Annotated in this window: 9 protein-coding genes; 6 read left to right on the top strand and 3 right to left on the bottom strand. The window is 36.8% G+C overall.

Going from position 1 to position 13,917, the window contains the following annotated elements; translation table 11 throughout:
* Positions 1–222 precede the first annotated feature (222 nt).
* On the top strand, positions 223–1,725 hold the full coding sequence (gene mobV / locus NPUN_RS16950; RefSeq protein WP_012409753.1) for a MobV family relaxase: 1,503 nt from the start codon (positions 223–225) through the stop codon (positions 1,723–1,725).
* A 39-nt stretch (positions 1,726–1,764) separates the two neighbouring features.
* Entirely contained in the window at positions 1,765–1,962 is a 198-nt protein-coding gene (locus tag NPUN_RS43355; RefSeq protein ID WP_234710937.1) for a toprim domain-containing protein, read from the top strand.
* 639 nt (positions 1,963–2,601) lie between these two features.
* On the opposite strand, the gene NPUN_RS37745 is transcribed toward NPUN_RS43355, so the two are convergent.
* Positions 2,602–4,701 (bottom strand): CHAT domain-containing protein, encoded by a 2,100-nt coding sequence (locus NPUN_RS37745; protein ID WP_012409752.1) that lies wholly within the window; start codon positions 4,699–4,701, stop codon positions 2,602–2,604.
* A 139-nt stretch (positions 4,702–4,840) separates the two neighbouring features.
* On the bottom strand, positions 4,841–5,194 hold the full coding sequence (locus NPUN_RS16940) for a Pepco domain-containing protein (RefSeq protein ID WP_234710936.1): 354 nt from the start codon (positions 5,192–5,194) through the stop codon (positions 4,841–4,843).
* A gap of 446 nt (positions 5,195–5,640) precedes the next feature.
* On the opposite strand from NPUN_RS16940, the gene NPUN_RS16935 reads away from it, so the two are divergent.
* Positions 5,641–6,204 carry a glycine-rich domain-containing protein gene (locus NPUN_RS16935; RefSeq protein ID WP_012409750.1) on the top strand — a complete coding sequence of 188 codons (564 nt, stop codon included), beginning with the start codon at positions 5,641–5,643 and terminating at the stop codon, positions 6,202–6,204.
* A 14-nt stretch (positions 6,205–6,218) separates the two neighbouring features.
* On the opposite strand, the gene NPUN_RS16930 is transcribed toward NPUN_RS16935, so the two are convergent.
* Positions 6,219–8,510, bottom strand: a complete 2,292-nt coding sequence (locus NPUN_RS16930) for a tetratricopeptide repeat protein (RefSeq protein ID WP_234710935.1) — start codon at positions 8,508–8,510, stop codon at positions 6,219–6,221.
* Positions 8,511–9,497: 987 nt separating this feature from the next.
* Between NPUN_RS16930 and NPUN_RS16925 the strand changes: the two genes are divergently transcribed.
* The 3 genes from NPUN_RS16925 to NPUN_RS16915 all read left to right on the top strand — a co-directional run bounded on the left by NPUN_RS16925 (position 9,498) and on the right by NPUN_RS16915 (position 13,735).
* Positions 9,498–10,277, top strand: a complete 780-nt coding sequence (locus tag NPUN_RS16925; protein ID WP_012409748.1) for a hypothetical protein — start codon at positions 9,498–9,500, stop codon at positions 10,275–10,277.
* A gap of 48 nt (positions 10,278–10,325) precedes the next feature.
* Entirely contained in the window at positions 10,326–11,312 is a 987-nt protein-coding gene (locus tag NPUN_RS16920; RefSeq protein WP_012409747.1) for a DUF1822 family protein, read from the top strand.
* Positions 11,313–11,416: 104 nt separating this feature from the next.
* A complete protein-coding gene (locus NPUN_RS16915; RefSeq protein ID WP_012409746.1) occupies positions 11,417–13,735 on the top strand; it encodes a caspase family protein in 2,319 nt (772 codons plus the stop codon).
* Positions 13,736–13,917: the final 182 nt, after the last annotated feature.

Here is a 13,917-nt window from a genome sequence, read left to right as displayed (position 1 = left end):
TTGTAATTTATTTGTATAGACGCGTCTCCTAACGCAGAAGCTACGTCTAGCTTGCTTAAAGCGTAAGGGTACAAAAACGGCAAAGCTGAACATTGTTAGGCAAGTCTAAGTAGCTCACTTCTAAATATCAAGTCTGGTAAAATAATTTTTAAGAAATAAAAATAAATGTTGACCCGGCAAGCATAGATAATTTCTGTATCCTGACTGTGGGAAGATGCAAATATGCCTACTTACGCAATTTGCAGAATTCAGAAAATCAAGTCTTGGGGAGAACTTGGAAGCAGCTCTTTGCACACTACTAGAGAGCGTGATACTCCTAATGCAGACCCATCGATAAAAAATATTCGGGTAATTGGGAATGCTGACGATATAGATATGGAGACTCTATTCAAAGAGAAAATTGGCGGTCAAAAAATCCGCTCCAACGCTGTCTTGGCAATAGAAATGTTATTGAGTGCCAGCCCTCAATATTTCCGTCCCGAAAACCCATCACAAGCAGGCACTTACAACCAAGACTTTTTAGATAATTTTGTCGAAGCATCTAGTAAATGGTTGCTAGAACGTTACACCGATAGAGTCGTCAGAGCCGAGTTACATCTGGATGAAGTAACTCCTCATATTCATGCTTATATAGTACCGCTCGATAATCATGGTAAACTCAACTGCCGAGCTTTATTCAATGGCAGACAAAAATTGTCACAAATGCAGGACAGCTTTGCCAATGCGGTTGCACATCTTGGCATTGAACGGGGAATCAAAGGTTCAAGAGCCAAACACACAGATATCAAAAAATACTATGCCCAAGTCAACCAGCAAACATTTAACTTGGATATCAAAGAAATTTTTCCTCAGCCTCAACAACATCAAAACGCAGTTACATATCTTGAACAAGTTCAAGAATCTCTTCAACCTACTCTCAACAATGTTAATTATCAACTAGCTGACCGAAAACGAATACTTAGCGAAAAAGAACATTTAGCTCTTACTGCTTTAGCTTCCGAAAGAGAACGGCAGAGTTTAGAAAAACGCATTTGTGAACTGGAGTTAGAAGTAGCCCAGTTGAAAGCACAAGCGGAACTTTTACGAGACTTACCTTTAGATTATGTGGCTTACAAGTTAGGACTTTTTCCCGATAAAAAAGGTCAGAACCGATGGAAGGGAGAAGGGCACATCATTAGTATTATTGATTCAAAATTTTATGACTTTGGCACTTACCAAAAAGGTGGTGGTGGCGCAATTGATTTAGTGATGCACGTCAATCGATGTAATTGTAAGAACGCACTGAAATGGTTAGCAGAGCATTTTTCTTCCACCCAATTAATTAAAGCTCTTAACCATCACATCCGTTCTCAAGTAGAAAAGATTAGTAAATACGATTTAAATTCTCCTTTCAAGCCACCATTGAGCGATGAAACTCATTGGACAGATGTACACAATTATTTGACATCCCAACGAAAAATCCCTGAATATTTAATTGATATTCTCCACACAAACGGTTTAATTTACGCTGACAAAAATGCAAATGCTGTATTTATCATGCGAAACTTGACTGGAGAAACCACAGGCGCTTTTCTTCGCGGTACTCAGGGTAGAGATAACACATTTGTTGGCTTTGCTATAGGTACTAAACGTACTGCCGGATGGTTCCATCTGACAATTGGTGGACAAACCAGTGATGAAATTTCTCGCGCAGTTATTGTTAAATCTCCCATCGAAGTACTTTGAATTGCAACACTTTTACCCCCAAAAGAGAAAACTTTATATTTGGCAGCAGATAGTGTTATTAGCATACCAACTTCCGAATTTTTTACAAAAATTCCCACTATAATTGCTGCCTATGATAATGATGCAACTGCTGATCAAATTGCTAAACAAATAAGAGAGATTTTACCTCACGCTAAACGACTGCGACCAACAACTAAAGATTGGAATGAACAATTGATCCAACAACTTAACTTTTGAAATTCTCTGTATTTAACTAGCTGAGTTTCTACCATTCTTTTTTCTATTTACATTATCAATCCGCCTCAAGCAATTCTTGAGTAAGAAAAATCTAAGAAATTAGTCGGTTCTTAAAGTTGAAAGCCTTGGCACGCAAGCATTTGATCTGGGTGCGACCGCATAACACTTTTGCTAGGTCGCAGTTTGATGGACGGGATGCCTTCATTCAACAAAATTTTAATTTCGTGTAATTAGTGGCTCAAAGTTATCAAAAACTGCGACTAGGCAATACGCTCTGCATAATCGCACCTCTCCAATTGCGCTCTATATCTGCCTTGACACTTCAAAGTCAGAAACGGCTCGTTTATCGTTGCTTAAAATAAGCTCGACTTTATCCAAAATTCAGAACTCGGCTTTCCTTATCCGACAAAAATCCTGGTTTTTTGGCAAATAATTTTTCCATATCACTGATTCGCGCTCAAGCCCAAAAACTCAAACTACTCTTCTACAATGGTTTCAGCGTCAGGTTTTTGGGTTTAGTAAAAATGGATAAAGTCGAGCTAAGAAGGTGTTTCTAAAGAAAAGTTTTTTCTGAAACCTAGTCTAGGTAAAATTTACAGACGAGGCGTCGTGGCAAAATGGGTTTTGGCTAATTTTCTTCTACTTTAAATTTACACGTCCCTGAGGGTCGGCATAGAGCGAGTATGCAAGCCAAGTAGAATTGTAGGGTGCAAGTTGGCGGATTTCTTCTCTAGCATGGCGAAATGCCTCAGCGAGAGTCTCGTTATTTTTTAAAAATCCTGTGTAGAAGCGTTGTGCAAACCTTAACGCTAGTCCATCATTTACTTCCCACATAGCCCCGACAAATACACCTACACGCGCCTCTGCCACTAACCGTTCAGCCCAACCACCTAAACCAGTAAAGCTGAATTCTGACCGTCCTCCATGACAAGCATTAATAAAAAGCAGTGGGCGTGGTCTACGTCCACCAAATCTGACTCGAATGTCAGAAGGACGTAAAATACCATCTGATAACTTAATCGCAGAGTTATTAGGCAAAGCAGCGTCAAACATACCGTGGCAGGCAAAGTGTAACATAAAGAATTTTCCGGTTTCTAACCAATCCAATACTTCTTGAGAAGTGCTAAAAGGCTCAAGTACAGTGATATCTGAACGCAAATTATGTAACTGTTGGATAAAAGTTATCTCTTGCTGGACTGCGGACAGGTTCACTTGAGTAGGAGCTATTGATCGTACCGTACCTACTTGTAACTCTTCAACTGTGCCTCCTTGCCCTGATAACCAACGGGATAAAGCAAATTGCTGACACCAAAATGGTTCGTCTTCTCGTTCTCCATCTTCGTTATAACGATAGGGCTTGATTACTTCCCACGGTACCCAAGGTTCATCAGACGTAATAAGAATAGATGAAATTAGGGATTTAAAGCGCCAATACTCCTGTTGCAATTTATCAGGAATTAGTTGATCCCATAGTTCACGCCCGAAAGTTGCCAACCGCCGCTCGGCAGCAGCTTCTTCTGTTGACTTGATTGGGCCAGCTAAGCTTCCCAGTTCCTTGTATACTGCCTGCATTTTCTCCAATGGTGAGCCTCTCAAGGTTAATTCACCAACTTTGACATGGTGATACCCTGCGACTTTTGAATGCAACGTGAAGTAGAGAGTACGATCATCGCGCAATTCAATGCATAATTCCAAATCGGGTGGTGGGACAATAGGTGCTATTTTTAACTCTAGGCTTGTTACTTCCTTTGGTTTTGATACATCGTAATCTAAAGGCTCTTTCACAACTAGTACACTGCACCTTTCTGTACCAATACGGCGATCGCATTGGTAAAAATCTACTCGGATTTCTTGCTCACCAAGTTTGCAAGCGGTAAGGTTAAACTCTACACTAGAGTCGCTGTCAAGTTTCACTTGCATTAATTGATAATCGTTGCCTTCAATATCAAAACCGCGAGGAGTACGCAATACTACTTCTATCTCAGGCAATTGTGCGGGAGTACAACTATTCTCAACATAGATAGCCTGAGTACTAGACTTTGGTTGTTCGATCAAAAGTTGGACGAATAGGCTGAACTTTTCGTTAAGGATAATTTGATTTAGACATTCTAAATTAGGATAGCGTATTAGCAGTGAAGAAGCTTCCAGAAAAGCTTGATGATTATCTATTGGTTGAGTCTGGAGTTGATTAACAGGAGGAATATTTCTTGAAGAAGTTTGGGGTCTATTCTGTGGAGGTTCGTGATAGAAATTGGTTGCGTCTAGCTCGGTTTTTTCTGATTTAGGCAGCTTCGGTCTCAATCCACGCCCTGTTCGTTGTGATAAATTTGTTGATGACTGTGGTGGTGTTTCTGCTGGTAGTAATGGTTGTTCTATATCGTAAAAATCTGCGGATAAGAATAACCCACTATTACGATTTTCTTCAACAAAAAATTTTGCTCTTTCTAACTCTTGTACGGTCTCTAATTTAGTAATGACCTTTAAGAATATTTCTTCTGGAAACTGGTGTATTGCTGGCAAAACTGTTTCTGTACAGACAAATTTTTTAGTTGCTTCTATCGCCGCTAGTAACTCTTGCTGATTTCTAGATTGTATTTTCAGCTTTTTGCCATTTACTTCTACTTCTAGCTCAATTGCTTTACTGCCTACGCGACCTCCTAAAAAATTTAAAAGCTTCTGAATATTTTTTAGGTTAACTGTAGCGGACAAAAACCATACTAAAAAAAACCTCAGTGACATACAAAATATCCCTACTATTACACCAGCTAGTACAGCGTGCCAGAAATAAAAAACAAATTAAAAATCAACAAAAGGCTTATCTTATAGTCATTTTGAATTTTGACTTCCGCCTTACGGTACTAGTTTTAAATTTGCTATTTCACTCTAATTCGGTTCGTTTAAACTTTAGGGTTATTGCTGCTTTACCACCAGCTTTTGCACCACTTCCAATTAAGCTAACCTTACCTTCGCCATTAATTTCTACTGATAGCTCAATTTCATCAAGGTGTATTCCAGGTTTTTTTTCAGTTTCTATCTCTGCACGTTTAAATAAACGACTTACTATTTGTAAAAACCGACCCATTTCTTGCTCTAACTTATCGGCGCTAATCTCTACTTTGTACTTAGTAGCACCTTCAGATGGAGCTTCCCAATTCCTTGTTTCTGCTGGAAATTGAACATTATCGGTAACAATCGAGATAATTTCTTCTTGCATAAACATTTTAGTTGCCAATTATTTTCTTTATGTGAATACAAAACTAAATCTTGTTTTACGGATGAAATAGGGTTGTTAGAAATTATAGTTCTCACTATAATTGACTACGAAATAAGGTAGAAAGTAGAAGGAATGGTATTTTCATACTTTATATAAATACCTCCCAAAAGAAGAGTAATTTTTATCTTATAAGACGCTAATTTTACAAAACTTTACTGACTAACTTTATAAAATTTTCTTAAAATCAGAAATTGAAGCTATAGACTAGCATGTTATCCAGTAGTTCAGCGATTTTTACCTACCAAAATCAGTTTCTCAATATTTCTTTGAAAAAACTTGAGATTTTTAGCCAAAAAGCATAAAACTGCCTCCTGACTTGTGAGGGTAATAAGGGAACTCAGACAAAAATAGGTTGTTTCCCCTGTAACTAACAAAGTCTAAAGCCTATCAAAGGAGGTAGTCGCTTGAATATAAGCTTGGATCAAGAAACACTAAATGTACATTCACTTTCTAATTCGCAAGTTCTTAACCAAGGTTTATCTGAAAAAATTTATAGCTTTTTCAATAAGTTAAACAAATTGGATTGGCAGCCAATTGCTAAAAAACTTATATGTTATGATAACGGAACTGGACGGACACTACAACAAACTGAATCTGCAATCAGTCTTTATAAGATGTTTTTGTGCCTCCATTTTATATTCCCAGATATAGAATTAGTTCCGACCAAAGAGATTGATGAAGTATGGCACACCCATATTCTGTTAAATACTTATAAATACATTCAAGATTGTCAGGAGTTATATGGATATATTTTTCATCATTATTCTCCTGTTGATGAAACTCTAGAATTTCAAGACCAACACTATAAAAAGGCTATAGTAATAACTAAATACCTGTTTGAAAAATTGTTTGCTGTCAGCTTCATAGAAGATAGTCAATATCAGCGGACAGCTTGTCTGATAGTACCTCTGGATAATCAGTTATTACAAATAAGTGCCTGTTTAACTCTTCCAATGATTCAATCATAAAATGCAATTTTGTATTAACTGGAGAATAAAGTACGCATTTCTTTGGCTTCTGTTAGCATCTTCAGACTTTCAAAACCATCCGATGCTTCTTCTGCCAAGCGTTTAGCTTGAGGTAAATTCCCTGATAGTTTTTCCAGCTTAGCAAATGATGCCTTATGGTAAGCAATAGAGCGTTTATCTTTATGTCTCTCTGCGATTGGAAAGCTTAATTCCAATAATCGTCGTGCTTCTTCTAAATTTCCTAATTTCAGAGCCACATCTGCTAACCAATTTTGAATAGCAACGACTGCTCTTTGCCATCCAGCTTGTTGAGCTTCAGCTAATGCTTGCTGGAAAACGTTTTCAGCCTGCTGGTAATCTCCAGATTGAAAATGTATCTGTCCTTGATAATAAATAATATGAACTTGTTGTTCCTTTATTTTCAACTCTGGTAGCGATGCTTGTTTTAACAGTTTTTCCTCTTCTGTTAGCCACTCCTGAGCTTGCTTAAACTGTTGTTGATTAATATATAAAATAGCCATGTTTGTAGCTATCTCTAGCTGCAAGATTATACTTTGATGGTGGCGCAAATTCCAAGCTTCTTGTAACAAAATCTCTGCTTCTTTTAGCTGGCTCTCTTGGCGCATCCTAATCAAAGTGCCAGCGCGATCGCTCATTACCTCAACTGCAAAAGTCCAATCTCCAGTTTGTTTGGCAGTTTCAATCAACCAAGCTGTCCAGTCTAAACGTTCATCCCAGTATCCACGCACATGAATATAGCCCTTAATCTGTTGCCAAATTGTTCGCGCATCACAGTACATTACTTGACTAATACACCATTCGAGTACGGCTCTGATATTTTCCCATTCAGCTTCTAAATAACTATAGCCGAGATGCCACTCCTTCCAATTCGTGCCTCCGTAAGCCTCCGAAAATTTGATATACCAATTGACCCATCTTTGTTGTAACTTTTGAGCCAATTCACTATTCGCAGCTAACTCAGCAGCAGAATACTCGCGGGTCAATTCAAGCAGGTTGTAGCGCCCTTGGTGCTGATAAACCAAGGAAAGTTGCTGCAATTTCGCCAATCCTTGGGCTGTAACAATTGGGTCAGCTTGCTCAAAAGCAATACTGCCAGCAGCTTCTCTGGTTATAGGTTCTACTCCTAGTGAAACTGCCATCAGCAAATAGTAAGGGGGCGTGCCTCTTAGGGGAATTACCGAGCCTGCAAAACAAAAACGGGCAACATCACCGTTAGGTTCTTTGATTTGTGCCAACACATCCTCCAGTAAATAACCCGCCGCCATCTGACCAACGGCATAAATAATTGCAGCAGGTATTCCACTTACTCCCTCAAAAAGTTGCTGAGATTCTTTCGTAGTCAAAGTTATACTTTTTTCTTTGGCTTCATGTTGGATGAGGCGCAAAGCATCTTCTTTAGGTAGACAACCCAGGCGAATGGGTACAAACAAAGCTTGTTCACGAGTAGTGATAATAATTTTCACCGTTGGTGGTAAATCGTACAGAAAGGACAGAACTTCCTGTTGGTCTTCAATGGTTTCTAAATTATCAACAATTAATAAGGTTTTTGTTTGAGATAATTTCTCTCGAATTGGCTGGAATTGTTCTTCTAAAGGTAAATTAATGATTTCACTGAGATCTAGGACACGAGCAATTTCCCTGCAAATATCCCACAGAGTACGTTCTCTAGTTAATCGAGGCAAGATACCAATAGAGGTTAGATGATTCTGTTTGGCGGAAGTAAAGATAATGGCTTCAAAGGTGGGAAGGCTGGGAGCGAAATGTTCGTTATTGCTCACTTCCAAGCAACGATAAGCTACTTCTACGACTAAAGTAGTTTTACCTACACCACCAATGCCATCCACACTGATTAAATGAGCGGTGTGCTGAAAATCCAAAAGTTCCATTAGCCGCATGATTTCTTGGGCGCGACCAACAAAGGCTGTATGTTCTCTTGCTGGCAAGTTTTGATAAATAAGGTATTTTTGGCTGATATTTACCAGATTGGGTTCAGTTTCTAAATCGGGTACATGAGCAGGTTGGGTATAATCTGAAGGCTCTTCAGCATTTGACTCTAACCGTTGCGACTGTTCCAACTTGTTAGCCAGGAGAAATCTGAGTTTATTTTCTTTACCACGACTAACGCCACTAATATTGAACTTCCTGTACACCTGACCCATACGTTTCAAACAAGCATCTGCTGATGTACTCAATTGGGTGGCTATTTGTTCGTAGCTTAAATCATCCGCCATTCGCATCAAGAAAACTTGCTGCTGTTCTGGGGATAATTCATGCTCGTAAGCCATTTGAGTAAGAAAACTATGTGGCAACATTCATCAACAAATAATTTGGCTGTTTATCCTCCAGTTTACTCACTTTACCGAGGCATTAAGAGGATATATAAGGTTAAATATTGTAAAGACCGGGAAAATAGCCCAAAAAAAATTATATTCTCAAATAAACCGAGGATTAAGGAGGATAACTGGTATTAGAGCTACTGCTGTAAGAAATATATAAGTTCTTAGTTGCATGACTTACAAAACCTTACCTTACCCTATCGAGTACTCTTCTTCTTGTTATGGATACTGCTAGCGATTTAGGGGTTATACCCATCGTTAATGATAAATTAACTTTTTTAAGGCTATTCCAGGACGCGATGTCTACAACAGACTACGCCTACTCGCCCCTGGCGTTGTGTCAAAAAGCATATAAATCTTTTGGATAAGGGGTTAAAGCTACCATTCGCCAGCAGTAACCTTACTTGCTAAGGCTGGGGTGATGTAAAAAAAAGTGTATTGCGCCTATTGAAAACCGCTATATCAGCAACTTACTTTTCCCGTTAAGTCGTAAAAGGTTGAGATAGTAAGGATTTTAAGCTCTCATATATTATCAATACATGAGAGTTAATGACAATAAACGACGAGAGAATAGGACTTTGAGATAGCACTTCCAGGAGCGATCGCATCCTCTTAAAAGTAACGGGAAAAGTTAGATATCAGCAAATAGCCTCGCCAACTGCTTCCTTAAGCTTTTCATTTTGAATGAAAAAGTGGCTTGGATGTGGTGTGAGAAGGTAAGAGTCTTTCCAACCTGAAAAAATATTCAGATTTTTTTCCAATATGCATAAAACTACACTCTATCTTTGGAGACTGATATAGGAATCTAAAAAAGCGAGGAGTAATTAGCTTGGATAGTCATTGTCTTGAAGACACTTATAGTTAAAGTTTTGTCAATCAAAGTTAAATGAATAACTAAAAATAAATAGCAAATGCACAAATAAGGGGTATTTTGCGATGGTTCAAAATCGACCACAGCCTTCTTTAGAAGAACTAGCTGTGAGAGCTAAAACAGCAGCAATACGAGCTAAGGATGACTCGCACAGTTATGAAGTGAGACAGCAAGCATTATTAGAAAAACAGATTTTACTTACAGAACTAATGAGTGTATTAATGGAGCAGATAAAAATTGAGTTACCCAAACCAAAAAGCATCGATTTATCATATCTTTATGAAGAAACGCTCCAAAATACCTTGTTGTATGTTTGTAAAAATATAGAAAAATTTGACCCAGAAAGGATTAATGTAAAAAAAATAGATAACAATGAACCCAGAAAAAATCCTTTCATGAGATGGTTTATTTTTCTATTCTTCAAAAGAAAAATAAATAATTTTAATTGGATAAAGTGGAATGGGAAAATTACATCTATATATAAAGATAGTGATGAATCTGAGATAAATATTCTCGACGTTTATTGCCCTCCAGAAGTTAATAATTCTCTTCCATCTGAAAACCTAATAGCTTTTATTAAAGAAGATCCAGAAGGATTATTCACAAATACACTGTTCAATAGCAACCCGAAAGCTAGCTTTCAAATTATTTTACTTAAAAGAGGGGAAGAGGGGAAGTCGTGGAAAGAGATAGTTGAAGAATTAAAATTAGGGAAAACCCACGGGCCTGTTTTCACATTTTATAGAAGATGTTGTGAAAAATTTGCTCCTTATTTTAGAAAATATCTCAATTTAGAAGTCCATCTAAAAAAGAAGAACAGTTATCCTTCAGATTCATCTGACTAAATTGTATGTGTGAATTAAATGTAGAAGAGCTTATCAGGAGAAAAAGCAATGAATTCTAATCAATTGGCTTTTACAATACCTATCAGCCGGGAAATGATTAATATTGCTAATAAATTGAGCCAGCAACAGCGCAACGAACAAAAAACTCGTGAGGTTTATCTCAATACTTTGGCTTTATTGGCAGTTGAGTTTTTCTGTCAGTGCATGGAAATTGAAACAGAATTTAGCAAAAGTTATGGTTTGGATAGTGTTGTACTATCTTTAATGAATACTGCCAGCATATTTATCAAAGATAAAGGTTTATTGGAGTGTCGTCCTGTACTTCCAAGAGAAGATTTTTGTGAGATTCCAGCAGAAATTTTATCAGAGCGTATTGGTTATATGGTAGTAGAAATTGATGAGCTTGATAGACAAGCAAAAATAGTAGGTTTTGTAGAATCAGTTTCTAACGAAAAATTGGCTTTAAGCAAATTAGGCTCCCTGCAAGATTTTTTAATTTACCTACAAAAATTACAAAAAATTGAAAATTATGATCCTTCTAATCCAGATATTTCTGAAATTGCAAGGAATCAACTTAACGAAAGCATAGTTAAACTAAGCAAATGGTTTAAAGGATTATTAGACAGTGGATGGGAATATGAATTAGCTATTGCCAAAGATATTCCTAATGTATTAGCTGTTCCCAAAGATATTTCTCCTGTTAATGTTACTGACAAAGAAGAAGTAGGTGGTGCAAGAATTATTCATCTCATGCATCTTTCTGAACCAGTGCTTTTAATTCTCCGCCAGACACGATTAAGTCCAGATGAGATTGAAATTATCTTACGTCTTTATCCAGCTAGTGAATCAATATTCTTATTAGATGGAATAAAGATGACATTACTAGATGAGAAAGATAACCCTATTCGTCAGCTTGAAAAGCAAGCAAAGGCAAGTAACTGGTTGCAACTTAGATTTAAAGGAAATGTTGGAGATAAATTTAGTTTAAAAATTAGTTTCAGAGGAGATAGCGTCATCACAAAATTTATTATTTAGTTAGTTTATCGAGTGTTGTACTTCTAAATCTTGAAGTATTGCATATAAATGTAGAGGATGCTGGTTTTTTGCAACTTTGACAAACACTGATAAGGGATAAAACAATGAGTCGGAGTGTTTATGCTTTAACTGTTGGAATTAATAATTATCAATCTCATACAATTCCTCCTTTAAAAGGATGCGTTAACGATATCACAGTGATTGATGAGTTTTTAAGAAAACACTTAACGAATAATGAGGATAAATTATTTATCAAGAAACTCATAAATCATGAAGCGACTCGTCAAGCGATTATTGACGGTTTTCGGGAACATCTCTGTCAGGCGAAAAGTAATGATGTTGCGTTATTTTACTTCAGCGGTCATGGTTCTCAAGAACGCGCTGGACAGGAATTTTGGAATTTAGAACCAGACCATTTGAATGAAACTTTGGTTTGTTGGGATAGTCGGACAGATGATATTTGGGATTTAGCTGATAAAGAAATTGCGAAATTAATTGCAGAGGTTTCTCAAAATCACCCACATATTGTTATAATTTTGGATTGTTGTCATTCTGGTGGAGGGACACGAGACGAAAATGATGATGTTTCTTCAGATAAATTTAATTTGCAATATACCGGTATACGTTCAGTCAATACTGAATTGAGAGAAAGACCACTTTCTAGCTTTATATTGTCAGAGAAAGAAATCAATAGTTTCTTTTCTAAATCTGATTTGAATGACAACGAATCAAATAAGTTTTTTATCCCACAGGGGGAATACATACTTTTAGCCGCTTGCCGAGATAATGAAGAGGCAAAAGAACATCGTAGCCAAAAAAGAGGAGTATTTTCCTACTTTTTAATGGACAGCTTACAACGAAATGGCAGTTTAAATTATCGTGATTTATTTAAGCGAACTAATGCCTTAGTTCGCAGTTTATATCCCAAACAATCGCCGCAAATTGAAGCGACAAATTCCAATTACTTAGACCAGCCTTTTTTAGGGGGTATAGTTGGTCAACGACAAATATACTTTACCATTATTTATGATGGACTCAATGGTTGGAGTATTGATGCAGGTGCGATTCATGGTATTATTTATAGTAACGGAAATGAAAAAACAAGGTTAGCTATCTTTCCCATAAATGTAGAAGATATTAGCCAGCTACAAGATGCGATCGCTGTAGCAGAAATTACAGAAGTTTTACCACAATTGAGCCGAATTAATATCTCTGGAGAAAGAGAAATATTAGATCCAGAGTTAACTTACAAAGCTGTGATTACTAGTTTACCTGCATCTTTTTTGAAAGTTTATTTGAAAGGAGAAGAATCTGGAGTTAACTATGCACGTCAAGCTATTCAAACAGCTAGTTTTGGTGAAAGCCATTCACTTTATATTGGTGAAGTAGATAATTTCAACGAAGCAGATGTTTGCTTGCAAGCTTTAGGTGATAAATATTTCATTATACGCGTTAGCGATCAGCGCCAATTAATATCCCCAATTCCAGGATTTACCTCAGAAAGTGCATTACAAGCAATTCATGCTTTAGAACATATTGCACGATGGATAAATATAGCTACCATTACAAGTCCTGCAAACAGTTTAATTTCAAGTGATGCGGTACAAATGCAAGTTTATCAACAGGAATCAGAAATTCACGATTACCCGATTTATTTAAAATATCAAGCCAATAATGGAAAGTTAGAACCTCCAATAATTAGGATAAAACTAACTAATAAAAGTGAAAATGCTCTTTACTGCGTTTTGCTGAATTTAACCGAACTTTTTGCTGTTACAGGAATTCCTTTTGCAGGAGTTAGGACTGGAATATTGTTGCAACCAGGCCAAGAAATTTGGGCTTTAGAAGGAAGAGATATCTCTATGGTTATACCTCAAAATTTTGGGCATCAGGGAGTAACAGAGTATACAGAGTATAAAGATATCCTTAAACTAATTGTTAGTATTAGTGAATTTGATGCTGATTTGCTGATACAAGGTAATATTGAAAAGTCTAATCACCATCCTTCTAATGATAATACACAAGTATATGTTACGAAAAGTAATAGCTTCAATAATCTGATACGAAAAATTCAATCTCGTGCGATAGTTCCTTATAAAGATGAACCTCAAAAGCCTGAAGTTTTGGATGAATGGATGACTAGTCAAATATTAATTATCACTGCAACACCTAATGATGATACGGATAAACAAGTTAAACAGAAAAATTTACACAGGTTATTTAGACATTTGAGAATAGGATTGTTTTTGGTATTGCCTTTAATAGCGATATTTTTGGGCTGGATAATCTGGCAAAAATCGCAGTCAGATAAATCAGATAAGCAAAAAACATCCTATTATAATTTTTCTGCCTTGTTAGAAAAATCCAAAACCGATCTTAATAAAAATTTAAATCCAGTTACATATGATAATGATCTTACATAGAGAAAAATTCAGGAGTTAAACAGCTTTTATGTCTGGCTAGCAGACCTAAATTCTGTACTCCATCAACTTGAAATTGCGCTGTAATAAGTTTACTTAAGATTGTGCCACTTGTAAAATTGCACTTTACTGTATTGCACTAATAATTGATTTTTGGTATTAGCTAATATATTGACTTACAAAGT

It is taken from the genome of Nostoc punctiforme PCC 73102 (genome assembly GCF_000020025.1).
Lineage (GTDB): Bacteria > Cyanobacteriota > Cyanobacteriia > Cyanobacteriales > Nostocaceae > Nostoc > Nostoc punctiforme.
Note: the sequence above shows the minus strand (reverse complement) of the source record. Positions and strands in the feature narration are given on the sequence as shown.